General features: G+C 71.7%; 18 protein-coding genes. 10 read left to right on the forward strand and 8 right to left on the reverse strand.

What is annotated here, in order from left to right; translation table 11 throughout:
- Positions 1-4 precede the first annotated feature (4 nt).
- The 7 genes from I4J89_RS14530 (at position 5) to I4J89_RS14560 (ending at position 7,685) form a co-directional block, all read left to right on the forward strand.
- Positions 5-493 carry a (2Fe-2S)-binding protein gene (locus I4J89_RS14530; protein WP_196414475.1) on the forward strand — a complete coding sequence of 163 codons (489 nt, stop codon included), beginning with the start codon at positions 5-7 and terminating at the stop codon, positions 491-493.
- Entirely contained in the window at positions 490-2,883 is a 2,394-nt protein-coding gene (locus I4J89_RS14535; RefSeq protein WP_196414476.1) for an aerobic carbon-monoxide dehydrogenase large subunit, read from the forward strand. The genes I4J89_RS14530 and I4J89_RS14535 overlap by 4 nt, the downstream gene beginning before the upstream one ends.
- A gap of 64 nt (positions 2,884-2,947) precedes the next feature.
- Positions 2,948-3,928 (forward strand): XdhC family protein, encoded by a 981-nt coding sequence (locus I4J89_RS14540; RefSeq protein ID WP_196414477.1) that lies wholly within the window; start codon positions 2,948-2,950, stop codon positions 3,926-3,928.
- Positions 3,929-4,024: 96 nt separating this feature from the next.
- Positions 4,025-4,603 (forward strand): nucleotidyltransferase family protein, encoded by a 579-nt coding sequence (locus I4J89_RS14545; protein ID WP_196414478.1) that lies wholly within the window; start codon positions 4,025-4,027, stop codon positions 4,601-4,603.
- Positions 4,590-5,453, forward strand: coding sequence for an AAA family ATPase (locus tag I4J89_RS14550; protein ID WP_196414479.1), 864 nt, complete (start codon positions 4,590-4,592; stop codon positions 5,451-5,453). Before I4J89_RS14545 ends, I4J89_RS14550 begins: the two co-directional genes overlap by 14 nt.
- Entirely contained in the window at positions 5,450-6,457 is a 1,008-nt protein-coding gene (locus I4J89_RS14555; protein WP_196414480.1) for an SRPBCC family protein, read from the forward strand. Before I4J89_RS14550 ends, I4J89_RS14555 begins: the two co-directional genes overlap by 4 nt.
- Position 6,458: 1 nt before the next feature.
- The gene (locus I4J89_RS14560; RefSeq protein WP_196414481.1) at positions 6,459-7,685 is read left to right on the forward strand and encodes a vWA domain-containing protein; all 1,227 of its coding nucleotides are present in this window, start codon (positions 6,459-6,461) and stop codon (positions 7,683-7,685) included.
- Here the strand turns inward: I4J89_RS14560 and I4J89_RS14565 are convergent.
- Entirely contained in the window at positions 7,669-8,625 is a 957-nt protein-coding gene (locus I4J89_RS14565) for a LysR family transcriptional regulator (protein WP_196414482.1), read from the reverse strand. The genes I4J89_RS14560 and I4J89_RS14565 overlap by 17 nt on opposite strands.
- A gap of 149 nt (positions 8,626-8,774) precedes the next feature.
- Here I4J89_RS14565 and I4J89_RS14570 point away from each other — a divergent pair, with 149 nt between their 5' ends.
- Together I4J89_RS14570 and I4J89_RS14575 are read left to right on the forward strand one after the other, a co-directional pair.
- Positions 8,775-9,545: an alpha/beta fold hydrolase gene (locus I4J89_RS14570; RefSeq protein ID WP_196414483.1), complete on the forward strand. Its 771-nt coding sequence runs from the start codon at positions 8,775-8,777 to the stop codon at positions 9,543-9,545.
- A 107-nt stretch (positions 9,546-9,652) separates the two neighbouring features.
- Complete coding sequence (locus I4J89_RS14575; protein WP_196414484.1) at positions 9,653-10,357, forward strand: GntR family transcriptional regulator; 705 nt, start codon at positions 9,653-9,655, stop codon at positions 10,355-10,357.
- Here I4J89_RS14575 and I4J89_RS14580 read toward each other — a convergent pair.
- From I4J89_RS14580 to I4J89_RS14595, 4 genes are read right to left on the reverse strand one after another with little or no spacing between them, the layout of a single operon-like run.
- Positions 10,354-11,295: a VOC family protein gene (locus tag I4J89_RS14580; protein WP_196414485.1), complete on the reverse strand. Its 942-nt coding sequence runs from the start codon at positions 11,293-11,295 to the stop codon at positions 10,354-10,356. The genes I4J89_RS14575 and I4J89_RS14580 overlap by 4 nt on opposite strands.
- Complete coding sequence (locus tag I4J89_RS14585) at positions 11,288-12,340, reverse strand: 4-oxalomesaconate tautomerase (protein WP_196414486.1); 1,053 nt, start codon at positions 12,338-12,340, stop codon at positions 11,288-11,290. The genes I4J89_RS14580 and I4J89_RS14585 overlap by 8 nt, the downstream gene beginning before the upstream one ends.
- Positions 12,337-13,020: a 4-carboxy-4-hydroxy-2-oxoadipate aldolase/oxaloacetate decarboxylase gene (locus tag I4J89_RS14590; protein ID WP_196414487.1), complete on the reverse strand. Its 684-nt coding sequence runs from the start codon at positions 13,018-13,020 to the stop codon at positions 12,337-12,339. Before I4J89_RS14590 ends, I4J89_RS14585 begins: the two co-directional genes overlap by 4 nt.
- On the reverse strand, positions 13,017-13,739 hold the full coding sequence (locus tag I4J89_RS14595) for a PIG-L deacetylase family protein (RefSeq protein ID WP_196414488.1): 723 nt from the start codon (positions 13,737-13,739) through the stop codon (positions 13,017-13,019). Before I4J89_RS14595 ends, I4J89_RS14590 begins: the two co-directional genes overlap by 4 nt.
- Positions 13,740-13,832: 93 nt before the next feature.
- Between I4J89_RS14595 and I4J89_RS14600 the strand changes: the two genes are divergently transcribed.
- Positions 13,833-14,594, forward strand: coding sequence for an NAD(P)-dependent oxidoreductase (locus tag I4J89_RS14600; protein WP_196414489.1), 762 nt, complete (start codon positions 13,833-13,835; stop codon positions 14,592-14,594).
- On the opposite strand, the gene I4J89_RS14605 is transcribed toward I4J89_RS14600, so the two are convergent.
- The 3 genes from I4J89_RS14605 to I4J89_RS14615 are packed head-to-tail and all read right to left on the reverse strand — an operon-like array spanning position 14,583 to position 16,995.
- Positions 14,583-15,641, reverse strand: a complete 1,059-nt coding sequence (locus I4J89_RS14605; RefSeq protein WP_196414490.1) for an amidoligase family protein — start codon at positions 15,639-15,641, stop codon at positions 14,583-14,585. The genes I4J89_RS14600 and I4J89_RS14605 overlap by 12 nt on opposite strands.
- On the reverse strand, positions 15,638-16,480 hold the full coding sequence (locus I4J89_RS14610) for a hypothetical protein (RefSeq protein ID WP_196414491.1): 843 nt from the start codon (positions 16,478-16,480) through the stop codon (positions 15,638-15,640). Before I4J89_RS14610 ends, I4J89_RS14605 begins: the two co-directional genes overlap by 4 nt.
- Positions 16,477-16,995, reverse strand: coding sequence for a SigE family RNA polymerase sigma factor (locus I4J89_RS14615; protein ID WP_196414492.1), 519 nt, complete (start codon positions 16,993-16,995; stop codon positions 16,477-16,479). The genes I4J89_RS14610 and I4J89_RS14615 overlap by 4 nt, the downstream gene beginning before the upstream one ends.
- Positions 16,996-17,075 lie beyond the last annotated feature (80 nt).

Here is a 17,075-nt window from a genome sequence, read left to right on the forward strand (position 1 = left end):
GCTGATGCAGGTCACCATGACCGTCAACGGGGTCGAGTACACCCGTGAGATCGAGGGCCGCATGCTGCTCGTGCACTTCCTGCGCGACGTGCTCGGCCTGACCGGGACGCACTGGGGCTGTGACACCAGCAACTGCGGCGTCTGTGTGGTGTGGATGGACGGCGAGCCGGTCAAGTCGTGCACCGTGCTCGCGGCGATGGCCGGTGGGCGCGAGGTGCGTACCGTCGAGGGCCTGGCCAACGGCGCCGAGCTGGACCCGATCCAGGAGGGCTTCCGGCAGTGCCACGGCCTGCAGTGCGGTTTCTGCACGCCGGGCATGCTGATGACCTGCCGGGCGCTGCTGGACAAGAACCCGGACCCGACCGAGGGCGAGATCCGCGAGGCCATCTCCGGCCAGATCTGCCGCTGCACGGGCTACTCCTCGATCATCCGGTCGGTCCGCTGGACCGCGGTGCACGAGGCGAAGGCGAAGGAGGAGGTGGCCCAGGCATGACGACCGTCTCGGAGAAGAAGCTCACCGAGTTCGAGGACAACGACCAGAAGCCGGTCGGTTTCGGCCGGATGCTCCGCAAGGAGGACGCCCGTCTGCTGCGCGGCCGCGGCCGGTTCGTCGACGACGTGCAGCTGCCCGGCATGCTGCACCTGGCGATCCTGCGGTCGCCGTTCGCGCACGCGAAGATCGTCAGCATCGACACCAGCGCGGCCGAGGCGTCGCCCGGTGTGAAGGCCGTTGTCACCGGCGAGACCCTCAAGGGGCTCGGCCTGGCCTGGATGCCGACCCTGTCCAACGACGTGCAGGCCGTGCTCGCCACCGACAAGGTGCGCTTCCAGGGCCAGGAGGTGGCGTTCGTCGTCGCCGAGGACCGCTACCAGGCCCGCGACGCCCTCGAACTGATCGACGTCGAGTACGAGGTGCTCGACCCGGTCATCGACGTCCGCAAGGCGCTCGAGCCGGACGCCCCGCTCATCCGCGACGACCTGGACGGCAAGACGAACAACCACGTCTTCGACTGGGAGACCGGCGACGCCGAGGAGACCGACCGGGTCTTCGCCGAGGCGGACGTGATCGTCAAGGAGGACATCGTCTACCCGCGGGTGCACCCGGCCCCGATGGAGACGTGCGGCTCGGTCGCCGACTTCGACCCGGTCGAGGGCCGGCTGCGGCTCTGGTCGACCACTCAGGCACCGCACGCCCACCGCACCCTGTACGCGATCGTGGCCGGCCTGCCCGAGCACAAGATCCAGGTCATCGCACCGGACATCGGCGGCGGCTTCGGCAACAAGGTGCCGATCTACCCCGGTTACGTGCACTCGATCGTCGGCTCCATCGTCACCGGCAAGCCGGTGAAGTGGATGGAGGACCGCTCGGAAAACCTGATCAGCACGGGCTTCGCGCGTGACTACATCATGCGGGCGGAGATCGCGGCGACCCGCGAGGGCAAGATCCTGGCGATTCGGACGAACGTGCTCGCCGACCACGGCGCGTTCAACGGCACGGCCGCCCCGGTGAAGTACCCGGCCGGTTTCTTCGGCGTCTTCACCGGCAGTTACGACCTGATGGCCGCGCACTGCAAGATGACCGCGGTCTACACGAACAAGGCGCCCGGCGGTGTCGCGTACGCCTGCTCGTTCCGCATCACCGAGGCCGTCTACCTGGTCGAGCGGATCGTCGACTGCCTCGCCGACGAGCTGGAGATGGACCCGGCCGAGCTGCGGTTGAAGAACTTCATCCAGCCCGACCAGTTCCCGTACACCACCAAGACCGGCTGGGTGTACGACTCCGGTAACTATGAGCCCACCATGCGGCTGGCCATGGACATGGCCGGTTACGAGGAGCTGCGCAAGGAGCAGGCGCTCAAGCGGGCCAAGGGCGAGCTGATGGGTATCGGCATCGCGTTCTTCACCGAGGCGGTCGGCGCCGGTCCGCGCAAGAACATGGACATCCTCGGCCTCGGCATGAACGACGGCTGTGAGCTGCGGGTCCACCCGACCGGCAAGGCCGTGGTCCGGCTGTCGGTGAAGACACAGGGCCAGGGCCACGAGACGACGTTCGCGCAGATCATCGCCGAGGAGCTCGGCATCCCGCCGGACGACATCGACGTGATCCACGGCGACACCGACAACACGCCGTTCGGCCTGGGCACGTACGGCAGCCGGTCGACACCGGTCTCCGGTGCGGCGGCCGCGCTGGTCGCCCGCAAGGTACGCGACAAGGCGCAGCTGATCGCCTCCGCGATGCTCGAGGTGTCGGTCGCCGACCTGGACTGGGTCAAGGGCGCGTTCCAGGTCAAGGGCGACCCGGGCCGGTCGGTCACGATCCAGGAGATCGCCTTCAAGGCACACGGCGCGGGTGACCTGCCGGAGGGCATGGAGGGCGCGCTCGAGGCGCAGATCTGCTACAACCCGTCGAACCTGACCTACCCGCACGGGGCGTACATCTGCGTGGTCGACATCGACCCGGGCACCGCCGAGGTGAAGGTGCGCCGGTTCATCGCGGTCGACGACTGCGGCACCCGGATCAACCCGATGATCATCGAGGGTCAGGTGCACGGCGGCCTCACCGACGGCGTCGGCATGGCGCTGATGGAGATGATCGCCTTCGACGAGGACGGCAACTGCCTCGGTGCCTCGCTGATGGACTACCTGATCCCGACCTCGCTCGAGGTGCCCGACTGGGAGACCGGCTTCACGGTCACCCCGTCGCCGCACCACCCGATCGGCGCGAAGGGCGTCGGCGAGTCCGCCACGGTCGGCTCGCCGCCGGCGATCGTCAACGCGGTCGTCGACGCGCTCAAGCCGTTCGGCGTGCGGCACGCGGACATGCCGCTGACCCCGAGCCGCGTCTGGGACGCGATGCGCGGGCAGGCGACGCCGCCGATCTAGGCACATGCTGTGGGTGCCGCGCACGCGCGGCACCCACATGCTCAGAACCGTGAGGGAGTACGCGATGACGACGAGCATCGCCGAGCGGGCGCGGGAGCTGACCGACGCGCGACGGCCGTTCGTGCACGCCACCGTGGTCCGGGCGCAGGAACCCACCTCGGCCCGGGCCGGCGACGACGCGGTGATCCTCGCCGACGGCTCCATCGAGGGCTTCATCGGCGGCGTCTGCGCGGAGACGTCGGTGCGGGCCGCCGCCATGGACACGCTGCGTGACGGCAACTCGATGCTGCTGCGGGTGCTGCCCGAGGACGCCGCCGACTTCCCGGAGACGCCCGGCGCGCTCGTCGTCGTCAACCCCTGCCACTCCGGCGGGGCCATCGAGATCTTCCTGCGCCCGGTGCTGCCCAAACCGCTGGTCGCGGTGGCCGGCAACACCCCGATCGGTGCGGCGGTGGCCGACCTGGCCGAGTTCCTCGACTTCGAGGTCGCGCCGGACGGGTCGTACGCGGGTGTCACCGCGACCGTCGTCGCCGGACTCGGCCGCGACGAGGAACGCGCCATCCGGGCCGCTCTGGACGCCGGCGTCGGCCTGATCGCGCTGATCGCCAGCCACCGGCGGTCGGCCGTGCTGCTCGACGCCATGGAGCTCAGCGCCGGCGAGCGAGCCCGGATCCGGCCGCACGCCGGAATCGACATCGGAGCGCGTACACCCAAGGAGATCGCGCTCTCCGTGCTCGCCGAAATCGTCCGGGAAGTGCGGGTCGGCGGCCTCGCCGCCGGATCCGCCGAGCCGGCGCCCGCGCGCACCGCCGCGCCGCACGCCGAGGCCGCGGCCCTTGCCCAGGCCGGACCGGAACTCATCGCCGGCCCGACACTGCCCGTCGGGCCGGTCTCGCTTCCGCCGGATACGCCGGCGGCCACCGCGATCGACCCGGTCTGCGGGATGACCGTGGTGATCGGGCCGGACACCCCGCACGGCGTGGTGGACGGCCGGGACCACTGGTTCTGCTGCCCCGGCTGCCTGAAGAAGTTCACGGCGGCCTAGCCTATGAACCTTTTTCAACCTGTCATCGGGCCGAAGGCTTCCGGACCGCTGACCGGCGCCGGGCCGTGCGGCCCTCGCCACGTTGAAAAAAGTTCAATGGGCGTGACCGGTCTGGTGCTGGCGGCCGGCGGCTCCCGCCGGCTCGGCGAGGCCAAGCAGCTGCTGCCGTTCCGCGGCCGGACGCTGCTCGACGCCACTCTGGACATGGCACGCGCCTGCGGCTTCGACGACCTGGTGGTCACCCTGGGCGGTTCGGCGGCGGCCATCCGCGCCCGGGTGGACCTTTCCGGGGTACGCGTGATCGAGAACCCGGCGTTCGCCACCGGCTGCGGATCGTCGATCAGCTCGGTGATCCCCTCGATCCCGGCCGCCTCGCACCGGCTCGTCCTGCTCCTCGGCGACCAGCCCGGCGTCCGCCCGTCCGACGTGCGACGGCTGGTCGGCGTGCCGACCCCGCTCGGCGTCTGCCGCTACGCGGACGGCCTGGGCCACCCGTTCCTGTTCCACCGCGACGTGTTCGGCGAACTGACCCAACTGCACGGCGACAAGGCGGTGTGGAAGCTGCTGCACTCGGGCAGATACCCGGTGACCGAGATCGATACCGCCGGTACCGTGCCGATCGATGTGGACACCCGGGAAGACTACGAGCGGCTGCTGACGAATGAACAATCCTGACGAGGTCATCCAGCGGCTGGACGCCGTCGACTACCTGGTCGACGACGGCCTCGCCATGGCGGTCTTCCTGGCGTTGCGGCTCGGCAAACCGCTGCTCCTGGAGGGCGAGCCCGGTGTCGGCAAGACCGCCGCCGCGAAGGCGCTCGCCCAGGCGCTGGACACACCGTTCATCCGGCTCCAGTGTTACGAGGGCCTGACCGCCGGCGAAGCGCTGTACGAGTGGAACTACCAGCGCCAGCTGCTGCACATCCGGCTCGCCGAGGCCCAGGGTCGCGCGGTGCACGACGCCGACCTCTTCGGCGCCGAGTTCCTGCTGGAGCGGCCGATCCTGCGGGCGGTACGGCACACCGGACCCACCCCGCCGGTGCTGCTCATCGACGAGATCGACCGGGCCGACGACGAGTTCGAGGCGCTGCTGTTCGAGTTCCTCGGCGAGGCCGCGATCACCGTTCCGGAGCTGGGCACCTTCGCCGCCACCCGGCCGCCGATCGTGGTGCTCACCTCCAACCGCAGCCGCGACCTGCACGACGCGCTGCGCCGCCGCTGCCTCTACCACTGGATCGAGTTCCCGGCTCCGGCCCGGGCCGCCGAGATCGTCCGCCGGTCGGTACCGGGCGCGGCGGCACCGCTGATCCGCTCCACCACCGAGTTCATCGGCAAGGTCCGCCGCCTCGACCTCGACAAGGCGCCCGGACTCGCCGAGACCATCGACTGGGTGTCCGCCCTCGCCGCGCTCGGCGTCTCCGAACTCGCCGACGCCGACGTCCTGCGCACCATCGGCACCATCGCCAAGACCCCCGACGACCGGATCCTGGTCGCCGACGCCGTACACCAGGAGACCCGCGCATGAAGATCACCAACGAGTTCACCGTGCACACCTCGATCGACCGGGCCTGGCAGGTGCTCACCGACCTGGAGGGCATCGCACCCTGCATGCCCGGCGCCCAGCTGACCGGCGTGGAGGGGGAGGTCTACCGCGGCAAGGTGAAGGTCAAGGTCGGGCCGGTGATCTCCGACTTCACCGGCACGGCCCGGTTCACCTCGAAGGACGACGCGGCCTACCGGGCGGTGATCGACGCCAAGGGCCGCGACGCGCGGTCGGCGGGCAACGCGTCGGCGCTGGTCACCGCGGCACTCACCGCGGAAGGGCCGGACAGCACCAAGGTCAGCGTGGACACCGATCTGAAGATCAGCGGGAAGCTGGCGCAGTTCGGCAGCGGAATGATCAAGGAGGTGTCGGCGAAGCTGCTGGCCCAGTTCGTGAGCAACCTCGAGGCCAAGCTGGCGGCGGACGAGACCGCGACTTCCGGGTCGGCTGCTCCCGCCAGCGGGTCCTCGCCGGCTTCCTCCTCCTCCAGCTCGGTGGGTGACGGAGCTGGGGCGGCGGCCGAAGGCGCCGTGTCGGCTGCCGCGGTCGATACCGCGCCGGACACGTCCGTGGCGCTGGGCGCGGTGAGCCCGGGCGTTCCCGACGGCGGCACCTCCGGCAGCGAGCCGGTGGCGCCGGACCCGTCCGCCGGCACGGTCGAGCCGGCCGCGGGCCGGCTCGAGAACGCCGAGGGCACTCCCGACCCGATCGCCCCGCTCAACGTCCCGCCGGCCAATCTCATCGAGGCCGCCGAAAGCCCGGCGGCGGCGGCCGCCCGCACCTCGGCCGATAGCCCGGCAGCCGCCACCGACGTGGCGGCCTCGAGTGGCGCGGCGCCGGTTGAGCGGAAGATCGAGTCTGCCGAGCCCGAGCCGCTCGACCTGCTCGGCATCGCCGGCAAGTCGATCTACAAGCGGGCGATCCCGGTGGTCGTCGGCGCGGCGGTGGCGGCCGCGGTGATCATCTGGGCCGTCACTCGCCCCTGACGTGCCCGCCGCCGAGCCCACCCCGGTGCTACTGCGCGGCATCGACCGGGCCGCGTTCGCCGTCGCGTTCGTGGCCCGGTTGCGCGGCGCGGGTCTGGCCGCCGGGATCACCGAGACCGACGACCTGGTCCGGGCTCTGGAGATCAGCCCGCCCACCTCGCGCGACGCCCTCTACTGGACCGCGCGGGTGGCCCTGGTCCGCAAACACGCCGACCTGGCCGTCTTCGACCGGGTCTTCGCCGCGGTCTTCGACGACGCGGCCCCGTTGCCGCTGAACCGCTCCTCGCTGCCGGCACGCAGACGCGACGACGACGTGCACGTCGCGGTCCCGGCCGGTGGCGGCGAGACGGTGGCCGGTGACGGACTCCCGTGGGCCACCCTGCCGCCCGCCGTGGCTGCCGACGAGTCCGGCGAGGACTCCGGTCTGCGGGTGCCGGAACTGCGGCCCAGCGCCCTCGCGGTCCTCGCCGACCTGCCCTTCGAGGAACTCGACGCTCAGCAGGCCGAAGCGCTCGGCGACGCCCTGCGGTCCGCCCTCACGCACTGGCCGCAACGCCGCAGCCGCCGGCACGCCGCCGACCCCGGTGGGCGCCGCGTCGCGCTGCGGCCGACCATCGCCCGGGCCCGGCGGACCGGGTGGGAGGCGGTGACGGTGGTCCGGGAACGACCGGTACGCCGCCCGCGCCGGGTGGTGCTGCTCTGCGACGTGAGCGAGTCGATGCGCGCCCAGGCGACCGCGTACCTGCACCTGATGCGGGCGTTCACGCTGGTCGCCGATGCCGAGGTGTTCGCCTTCGCGACCACGCTGACCCGGCTCACACCCGCGTTGCGGCACACCTCGGCGCAGGAGGCGATCGAGCAGGCGAGTGCCGCGGTGACCGACCGTTTCGGCGGGACCCGGATCGCCCGCAACATCGGGGCGCTGCTCGACTCGTACCACGGGAACGCGGTCCGCGGCGGTCTCGTGCTCGTCGCCTCGGACGGCTGGGACAGTGACCCACCCGAGCGGATGGCCGCCGCGATGGCCCGGCTGCGCCGGCGCGCGTACCGAATCCTCTGGCTCAATCCCCGCGCCGGCGCACCCGGCTTCGCCCCGCGCGTCGGCGGCATGGCCGCCGCCCTGCCCTTCTGCGACGAGCTGCTGCCCGCCGCGACCTTCGCCGACCTGGCCGGAGCCGCGACCTGCCTGCAAACCCTGAGTTCCAGGGGGTTCAGCTCCAGAGGGTGACGTGCACGGAGGGGCGGAATCGGGCGACGTTGACGCCGGTGCCGCGCATCATGGCCTGGATGGCGCGCGGTGTGGAGGCGAAGCGGGCGAGCTCGGCCGCCGCAGACGGGGTGCCCGGCTCGGCCAGCGTGAGCGAGTGCCAGACCTCTTCCAGGCTCGCGTGCGGCCCGCAGAACTGCACGAGGTGACCCTTGCGGACCTCCGGCGCCACGGTGAAGGAGAGGGCCGCGGCCACGCCCCGGCCTCGCTTCGCCTCCTCCAGCGCCGCCGCGTGGCTCTGGAAGATCTGCTGGCGGTCGTCCGGCACGCCGAGCCGGCGCACCAGCGTGCGGATCGCGCCACAGTCGGCGGCGGCGGACGGGCCGAGCAACCAGGTCTGCTCGCGGAGCTGGCGCGGGGTGGGGTGGGTCCCGGCCAGCGGGTGTTCCGGCCCGGCGACCGTGACGACCCGGTAGTACATCACCGGGCGGCACATCATCGACGGGTCCGGTGCGGCCGGGGGCGGGCCGATCGCGATGTCGATGGTGCGCTCGATCAGCAGTTCCCGGAAGCAGCCGGGGTTGCGGACGGAGAGCTCCAGGTCCAGATCGGCGGCCCGGCCGGCGAACAGCTCGATCAGGCCGGGGGCGGCGTGCTCGGCGAACAGGCTCGACGCGCCGACCCGCAGCAACCGCCGGCCCTGGCCGGCCGAGCTGACCTCCAGGACCGTGATGTCCTGCAATCCGAGCATCTCGGTGGCCCGGCTGGCCAGCCGCAGGCCGCCGGGGGTGAACGCCAGGCCGCCCGCGGTACGCGAGAACAGCGGGTCGCCGAGCTCCTTGCGCAGCTGTCCGATGTGCAGCGAAACCGCCGACTCGGACACCTCCAGCTGGGCCGCGGCCTGCTTCACCGAACCTAACCGGACAACAGCGGAATACGCGCGTAACTGAGTGGGGGTCACGGCCCGTCCATCCCCCTACGGAGTGGTTGGAAGCTCACCCGCAATCTATCGCGCTCGACCCCTCGGCGTGACACCGGCGATCTCACCGATCCGCCACCGCCGATGCCGCGGCTAGGCTTCGGGCCGCGCAGATCGAGAGAGGACCGCCCATGCCCACGTTCCAGGCCACCGACGGTGTCGAGATCTTCTACCAGAGCTGGGACGGGCGCTCCGATCGGCCGCCGGTGCTGCTGCATCACGGGTTCATCGCGAACGGCGTCACCAACTGGGTGCTGACCGGGGTGGTGGACGCGCTGAACTCGGCCGGCCGCCGGGTGATCACGATCGACGCGCGCGGGCACGGCCAGTCCGGCAAGCCGCACGACCCGGCGTTCTACGGCGAGGTACGGATGGCCGAGGACGTGACCACCCTGCTCGACCTGCTCGGCGTGTCCACGGTCGACCTGGTCGGCTACTCGATGGGCGCCGTCGTCTCGCTGATCACCGCGACCCGCGAGAGCCGCGTCCGGCGGCTCGTGATCGGCGGCGTGGGAGCGGCGGTCGTCGAGCTCGGCGGTGTGGACACCCGGGTGATCGGGCCGGCGCCGCTGCGCGAGGCTCTGGACGCGGAAAATCCCGCCACGATCACGGATCCGGCGGCGGCCGGGTTCCGCGCCTTCATCGACGCGGTCGGCGGGGACCGGGCGGCGCTCGGCGCGCAGGCGCAGCGGATGCACGCTGAGCCGATTCCGCTGGACGCGATCTCCGCGCCGGCTCTGGTGCTGGCCGGCCGCGACGACGTACTGGCCGGGCGGCCCGAGGTGCTCGCGAAGGCGATCCCCGGGGCGCGGCTCAAGGTCATCGACGGTGATCATCTCGGTGCGGTGCGGGAGCCCGCCTTCATCGCCGAGCTGCTCGGTTTCCTGAGCGACGACAAATAGTCAGCGAAGTTGTCAACAACTTTTCGGAGGGCGCGGTATCGTACCGGCACCGGGCGGGGCGCCGCTGTGCGGCACCAGCTGTCCGGCACCAGGGCGACGGGACGTACATGTCTGCGGAGAACAACCTCACCGGCGTACGCCGGTCACGACCGCGCAGGACGGATGAGGGAAAGGACAAGGCGACCGCGCGCGACGAACTGCGCAAGGCGATCCTCGCCGGCGAGTACATGCCGGGGGAGCGCCTGGTCGAGGCCCAGCTGATCGAGCGGTTCGGGGCGAGCCGGTTCAACATCCGGCTGGCCCTGCAGGACCTCGCCGGCGAGGGCCTGGTCGAGATCCAGCGCAACCGCGGAGCGCAGGTCCGCAAGATCTCACTCGCCGAGACGATCGAGATCACCCAGGTCCGGATGGTCCTGGAGGGACTGGTGGCGGCGCAGGCGGCGACCCGGGTCACCGACGAGGAGGCCAGCGAGCTCGACGAGATCGGCCTGCTGATGCGGCGTGCCGTCGAGGCCGGCGAGTTCCGCCGCTACAGCGATCTCAACCAGCAGCTGCACGCCCTGGTCCGCCGGATCGCCGGGCATCAGACCGCCGACCGGCTGATCGGCACGCTGCGCGCGCAGCTGGCCCGGCACCAGTTCATGCTGTCGCTGCTGCCGGGCCGTCCGATGGTCTCCCTGCCGCAGCACGAGCGGATCATCACGGCGATCCGCGGGCGCGATCCGGGCGAGGCCGAGGCGGCGATGCGCGACCACATCGCCAGCGTCATCGAGGTGCTGCGCACCCTCGACGACCAGGGGATCATTCCCTAGACCGGCGGGGTGCCGTGGGTGTGGAAGCTCTCGATCGTCTGCAGACCCCACGCCTGGCCCTTCGCCCGTTCCGCCTCGGTCCAGGTCACCACCTCGTGGTCCGGGGCGAGCAGCAGCCGGGCGCCGGCGTTGCAGAGCTCGATGCGGTTGCCGCCGGGCTCCCAGACGTACAGGAAGAACGTCTGCTGGATGGCGTGCTTGTGCGGACCGGTCTCGATGTGCACGCCGGCCTCCAGGAACACGTCGGCGGCACGCAGGATGTCCTCGCGGGTGTCGGTCGCGAACGCCACGTGGTGCAGCCGGCCCCTGGTTCCGGTCCAGTCCCGGGTGTAGACCAGGTCGTACGACTTGTCGGAGAAGGTGAACCAGATCGCGGCCGTCGTGCCGTTGTCCAGCACGATCTGCTCGCTGGCCCGCCCGGTCAGCACGGTGGGGACGAAGTCCGACGGCACGTCCTTGGCGAGGAAGTTGACGTGGTCCAGCCGGCGCACGTTGGAGCCGCGGCCGGGGAAGCGGGCGGCCTGGTTCTTCAGCGACGGGCGGGTGGCGTCCGAGGCGACGTAGCGCTGGGTCTCGTAGTAGAGGCCGAACCGGTGACCGTCCGGGTCGGTGAAGTGGTAGACCGGCCCGTACCCCGGCTCGTCCTTGCTCCAGCCCTCGCCGAGCCCGGCCGCCTCGATCTCGCGCACCCGCCGGTCCAGGGCCTGCGGGCTGCGGGCCCGCAGCCAGGTCCGGCCGATCCCGGAGGTGTTCCCGCCGGTGATCTTGACGGTGAACCGCTCGTAGTCGTCCCACGCGTGCAGGTAGGCGCTGTCGCCCCGGCGTTCGACGACCTCCATGGCCATCTGGTCGGTGAAGAACCGGACCGTGTCGTCGAGGACCGGCGTCAGCAGCTCCACCGCGGAGACGTGTGCGATGTCCCGGATCTTCTCAGCCATGCGTGATGGCCCCTTCCACAGTCAGACGGGGATGGACCCGCCCCTCCAGGAGCAGGCGGGCGGTGCTGACGATCGCCGAGCGGCCGGCGTCGAGGTCGATGACCACGTCGGAGAAGCCGGTGGGATGCTCCACCCGGATCGTGCCCTCCGCTGCGGTGTGCGCGACGCTGCCGGGCATCGCCACCGCCGTGCCGACGGTGACCGCCGCCAGCACGCCGATCGAGGAATGCACGCGATGCGGGATGAACATCCGCGTGCACAGCGTGCCGCCCTGAGCGGGCGGCGCGATCAGACACATTTTCGGTACGGTCGTCGCGCTCACATCCCCCAGACCCATGAGCCTGCCCGCGGCGAGCCGCAGCTCCTCGACCCGGCGCCGGAGCCGGCCGTCGGCCTCGAGCTGGTCCGGTGTCTCGTAACCGGTGACGCCGAGCGACTCGGCGGTCATGAGCACGACCGGCATGCCGTTGTCGATCAGGGTGGCCGGCACGCCGTCCAGGTCGTCCCGGACCCGGCCGGTGGGCAGCAGCGCCGGTGCGACCGAGCCGGCCGTGTCCTGGAACTCCACCTGGATCCGGGCGGCGGTGCCGGGCACGCCGCTGAGCGCGGTGTCGCCGGCGTAGACCGGCCGGCCGTCGCGCACGGGGACGTGCACTGTCGCCAGCGCACCGGTGTTGACCATGCGGACGCGTACCGGGGTGGTGTCGCCGGCAGCGGCCACCAGGCCGCGCTCGATGGCGAACGGCCCGACCCCGGCCAGGATGTTGCCGCACGGCTGTTCGGCGCTGACCCTCGGCCGGTCGACCTGGACCTGGAGGAACAGGTAGTCCACTTCAGCGGCCGGGTCCCCGGACCGGCTCACCACGGCGACCTTGCTGGTCAGCGGGTGGCCGCCGCCGATGCCGTCGACCTGCCGCGGATCCGGCGAACCCATGACGGAAAGGAGCAGCGCGTTCCGTTCCGTCTCGTCGTCCGGCAGGTCCTCGCGCCGGAAGTAGGCGCCCTTCGAGGTGCCCCCGCGCATGATCATGACCGGGATGCTCATGGCTCGTCCCGGTAGACGACGCCGAGCTCTTCGAGCAGCGGCCGCAGGTGGTACATGTCCAGGCCCAGCTCACCCGCGGCGAGCCGCGCGCGTTTGGTGTCCTCGTTCGCGGTACGCGCTCGCGCCGCCGCCAGGACCGTCGCGGCCCGCTCGTGCGGCACCACCACGACACCGTCGTCGTCGGCGACGATCGCGTCTCCCGGGTTGATCAGCTGGCCGCCGACCACGATAGGCACGTTCACCGACCCGGGGCTGGCCTTGACCGTGCCCTGCGTACTGATCGCCCGCGACCACACCGGGAAGCTCATCGCCCGCAGCTCGGCCACGTCCCGCACGCCGGCGTCGAGGACCACGCCGATCGCGCCGTGGGCCCGCAGCGAGGTGGCGAGCAGGTCACCCAGCATCCCGTCGGTGGACGGCGACGTCGTCGTGATCACCACGATGTCGCCGGGCCGGACCTGCTCCACGGCCGCGTGGATCATCAGGTTGTCGCCCGGGTGGCAGGAGACGGTCACCGCCGAGCCGGCGATCCGCGTACCCCCCTGGATCGGCTTCAGGCCGGGGGAGACCGCGCCGCGCCGCCCGTCGGCCTCGTGCACCGTCGAGGCACCCGCTTCCGCCAGCCCTCGCAGAACGTCTGCGGGAACCCGCTTCCCGGTCCGTACGATCACGTGGCTCACGACAGCTCCCGGGTGACCTGCGGGTAGAGCCGCATGTACGCCTCGGCGTACGTCTCGTTCGGCAGACCCAGGTTGGGCCCGGAGTTGCGGGCCGCCTGGAGGCCGCGCCGGCTGCCCAGCTCGGTGTAGTACCTGTGCAGGTGCTTCTGGGCGGCCAGGATCCGCATCGCCTCGGTCTTGCGCTCCCACACCTCGGTGATGTCCAGCAGTACGTTCGGGATGAACCCGCACTGCTCCGGCTGGTGCGGCTCGAAGCAGAAGACCGGTGGTGCCCCGATGACCTCGCCCGGCCCCTCGACGCCCGGGGCCTGCGCCAGGATCCGCGACTTCAGCGCGATGGCGTGCGCGAACGGGTGGTCGAAGTTGTACGGGTCGGCCGCCGCATGGGTCAGCACGACCGCCGGCTGCACCTCCCGGTACAGGTCGATCAGGCCGCGCAGCAGCTCGGGAGTCTCCACGAGTGGGTAGTCGTCCGCGTCGAAGAACCGGATCTCCGCGCCGAGAACCTTGGCGGCCTGCTCGGCCTCGCCCCGGCGGTGCGCCTTCACCTCGTCGAGCGTGTAGCCCTTGCGCCACAGCGAGGCCGACTCGCCGCGCTCACCGAAGCTCATGCAGCCGATCACCACTCGTCGCCCTCGGGAGGTGGCCAGGGCGATCGCACCGCCGGCACGCCAGACGAAGTCTCCGGGGTGAGCGGTGAGTACCAGGGTCGCGGTCATCGCGTCTTCCCCTCCGCATTACCTACGATATTGTCAACAATCTGCGGACGTCGCTCAGCCTAGGCGACAGCTACCGGTGAAACAATTGGCTCCATGACGACGCTCATCGCCGTGCTCGGTCTCGGGGAGGCGGGCAGCCTGATCGCCGCCGACCTGGTCGCCGCCGGCGCGACCGTGCGGGGCTTCGACCCGAAGGTGCCGCCGCCGCCCGGCGTCCGGGCCGCGGCGAGCGACGCCGAGGCATGCGCCGGCGCCTCGATCGTGCTGAGCGTCAACAGCGCGGCCGACGCCACCGAGGCCCTGCGGGCCGCGCTGCCGGCACTGCGGCCGGCCACCATCTGGGCCGACCTCAACACCGCCACCCCCGGCCTCAAGGAGAGTCTGGGTACGCTCGGCGCCGGCGTGGTACGCGTGGTCGACGTCGCCCTGATGGCCCCGGTACCCGGCCGCGGCCTGCGCACCCCGATGACCATGAGCGGCCCCGCCGCCGGTGAGCTGGCCGCCGTCCTGCGGGGCTTCGGCGCGACCGTCGACGTGCTGGACGGCCCGGTCGGCGCCGCGGCCACCCGCAAGCTGTTGCGCAGCGTCTTCTACAAGGGTCTGGCCGCCGCCGTGGTGGAGTCCCTGGCCGCGGCGAAGGCGGCCGGCCTGGAGGAGTGGTTGCGTGGCAACATCCGCGACGAGCTGATCCGCGGCGACGCCGACACGCTGGACCGCCTGGTGGACGGTTCCCGCAAGCACGCCGTACGCCGCCGCGACGAGATGGCCGCGGCCGCCGAACTCCTCGGCGACCTGGGGGTCCCGGCCCGGATCGCCGGAGCGAGCCGCGACTGGCTGGGCGATCTAATCCCGTAGTGCGAGCATCTCGGCGGCCATCTCCAGCAGCGCGGCCCCCGCGTCGGCCGGCGGGGCCGGGATCGGCTCCGGCTCCAGGCAGCGGTCCAGCAGCAGCTCGACCAGCCCGGCCCGGTCCACGATCTCGCCGGCGTCGATCGCGCCCGGCAGGATCCGGACCTCCACGGTGTCCCGGACGGGTGGGGTGTCGGTCAGCACCTGGGTCAGGTTGACGTCGAAGAACTTGGTCAGCTCGCCCGCCCGCGCCGCCTGCCGCAGCTCGTCGGTCGTGGGATTACCGGACACCGCCGCCACCAGCTGCTCCGGCAGCGGAGCCAGGCGGCGGCAGGCCGGATTGGTGGCCAGCAGCGCCCGCAGCGGCTCCCGCCAGTACGCGAACAGCCGCACCAGGTTGGCCAGCGCGGCCGGCGCGCGGAACGGGCCGCCGTCCAGGTGCAGATGCACGGCCGCCTCGCGGGGCACGGTGAAGCCCAGCTCGCGGGCCGGTTCGAGCAGTTCGGCGAGGGCTTTGTGATGATCGGCGGCGAGCGGCGGGGTGATCAGCTCACACGGCCGCTCCCGCTCCCCGGTCAGGGGCGCCGCCAGGGCGATCGTCGCGCCGCCCGGGTCGTCCAGCCGGTAGACCGACCCGTGCCGCTGTACCTCGGTGCCCCAGAGCCGTGCGGCCGGCTCGAGCACGCCCGCCAGGCTGCCGCCCGGGTCGCACTGGGCGGCGAGCAGCCGCAGCAGCCGCCGGTCATCGGTCAGGAGCCGGAACCAGCCCGGTACGGCGGGAGCGCTCGGGGAGAGCCCGGCGAGCAGGGTGACGTCGTCGACCAGGGTGCAGAGCGGGGTGCCGTCGGCCCGGCGTACCTCGAAGCCCTGGGTGAGATGCAGAAACCGTCCCAGGCCGGGGACCAGGGACGGTTCGCTGTCGTGGTGCCAGACCGGCCGGACGGTGCCCCCGCACCGTCCGGCCAGGTCGAACGCGAGCGTGCGCCGGCTGACGCCGGGTGGCGCCATCAACTCGATCTCGAAGCCGATACGCCGGCGCAGGCGGGCCGTCACGGCTGGATCGGCAGGGTTTCGCCGGCCAGGAGCTTCGCTCCCGCCATGACCTTGGCCTGGTACGTGTCGTCCAGCTTCCAGAGCTTCGCCAGCTTCTCGGCGTCCTCGTAGTCGTACCCGGCCTCCCAGAAGGCGTTCGCCTTCTGAGCCTTCTTGGCCTCCGCGACGTTCTTCGGGTCCGGACGCACCGGCAGCTTCTTGCCGTCCAGCAGCCGCTTGCCGGCCTCGAACTTGGCGCCCGAGGGGTCGTCCAGCTTCCACAGCTTCGCGAGCTCGACCGCGTCGTCCCAGGTGTAACCGGCGTTGAAGAAGGCGTCGAGCTGCTTCTCCTGCTCGGCGGTGAGGTCCGGATTGTCGTCCTGCTCCACCTCCACCTCCGGCAACGGCCGGAGCGGCAGGGTCTCGCCGGCCAGCAGTCGCCGCCCGGCCTCGGCCTTGACCAGCCCGATCTCGTCGGGGTTCATCTTCCAGAGTTTCGCCAGCTCCACCGCGGTCGTGTAGTTGTACCCGGCGCGGAAGTAAGCGTCCCACCGCTTCTGCAGCTCCGCGTCCGTCGACGGAGTCGGGGCCGCGACCGACGGTGAGGCGGGAGCGGCGGCCGGGAGGACCGCGACGGGTACGGTCGCGGCGGGGTCGCCGGGAAGGATGGCGGGCAGGTTCGCCACGCCGGCGATCAGGCCGGCGCTGAGTACCGCACCACCGGCCGCCGTGGCGCTACGGCGGCGCCACTTGTGCTTGCGCGCCAGCACCTCGACCCGGGCGTAGACCAGGGCCGGATCAGGTGTCTGGTTCTCGTGTGTCTCGAAGGCTTCGCGCAGCCGGTTTTCGTGCTCGGTCACGACCTCTCCTCGGCGTATTCCCGCTGCTCCCGCTCGGAGGTGAGCCGGAGTGTCTTGAGTGCCTTCGACGCGTGGCTGCGTACCGTGGCCGCGCTGCAGCCGAGCAGATCGGCGATCGCGTCGTCCTCCAGCTGCTCGTAGTAGCGCAGGACCAGGACGGCCCGTTGCCGCCGGCCGAGCAGGGCCAGGCGGTTCCACAGCGCGTCGGCCTCGACCACTCCGTCGGCGTGGTCGCGTACCCCGCCGCGGGCGTCGTCGATCTCGACCAGCTTCTCGCCGGCGGCGTGCACGTGCCGGGCGGCCCAGCTGCGCCGCCAGGAAAGGTACTCGTTGAGCACCATCCGTCGCACGTACGCCTCCGGTGAGTCGGCGTCGCTGATCCGCCGCCATTTGACCTGGGCCCGGGCCAGCACCTCCTGCACCACGTCCTGCGCCAGGTCGCGATTGCCCGTCAGGACGACCGCGTACCGCAGCAGGCTCGGAAGGCGGGCCACCGCGAATTGCTCGAAGGTCACACCTGAATCGATGCGGCCCGGCCATGGATTGTGCACTCGGACTCCGAACTATTTTCCAGCCGCTTCAGAGTAGCCCCGCT

It is taken from the genome of Actinoplanes aureus (assembly GCF_015704865.1).
Lineage (GTDB): Bacteria > Actinomycetota > Actinomycetes > Mycobacteriales > Micromonosporaceae > Actinoplanes > Actinoplanes aureus.

What these genes read in the sequence shown, in the direction of transcription:
- I4J89_RS14530 (WP_196414475.1), top strand. Translation starts at nt 5, where the DNA reads ATGCAGGTCACCATGACCGTCAACGGGGTCGAGTACACCCGTGAGATC.
- I4J89_RS14535 (WP_196414476.1), top strand. Translation starts at nt 490, where the DNA reads ATGACGACCGTCTCGGAGAAGAAGCTCACCGAGTTCGAGGACAACGAC.
- I4J89_RS14540 (WP_196414477.1), top strand. Translation starts at nt 2,948, where the DNA reads ATGACGACGAGCATCGCCGAGCGGGCGCGGGAGCTGACCGACGCGCGA.
- I4J89_RS14545 (WP_196414478.1), top strand. Translation starts at nt 4,025, where the DNA reads ATGGGCGTGACCGGTCTGGTGCTGGCGGCCGGCGGCTCCCGCCGGCTC.
- I4J89_RS14550 (WP_196414479.1), top strand. Translation starts at nt 4,590, where the DNA reads ATGAACAATCCTGACGAGGTCATCCAGCGGCTGGACGCCGTCGACTAC.
- I4J89_RS14555 (WP_196414480.1), top strand. Translation starts at nt 5,450, where the DNA reads ATGAAGATCACCAACGAGTTCACCGTGCACACCTCGATCGACCGGGCC.
- I4J89_RS14570 (WP_196414483.1), top strand. Translation starts at nt 8,775, where the DNA reads ATGCCCACGTTCCAGGCCACCGACGGTGTCGAGATCTTCTACCAGAGC.
- I4J89_RS14575 (WP_196414484.1), top strand. Translation starts at nt 9,653, where the DNA reads ATGTCTGCGGAGAACAACCTCACCGGCGTACGCCGGTCACGACCGCGC.
- I4J89_RS14580 (WP_196414485.1), bottom strand. Translation starts at nt 11,295, where the DNA reads ATGGCTGAGAAGATCCGGGACATCGCACACGTCTCCGCGGTGGAGCTG.
- I4J89_RS14585 (WP_196414486.1), bottom strand. Translation starts at nt 12,340, where the DNA reads ATGAGCATCCCGGTCATGATCATGCGCGGGGGCACCTCGAAGGGCGCC.
- I4J89_RS14595 (WP_196414488.1), bottom strand. Translation starts at nt 13,739, where the DNA reads ATGACCGCGACCCTGGTACTCACCGCTCACCCCGGAGACTTCGTCTGG.
- I4J89_RS14600 (WP_196414489.1), top strand. Translation starts at nt 13,833, where the DNA reads ATGACGACGCTCATCGCCGTGCTCGGTCTCGGGGAGGCGGGCAGCCTG.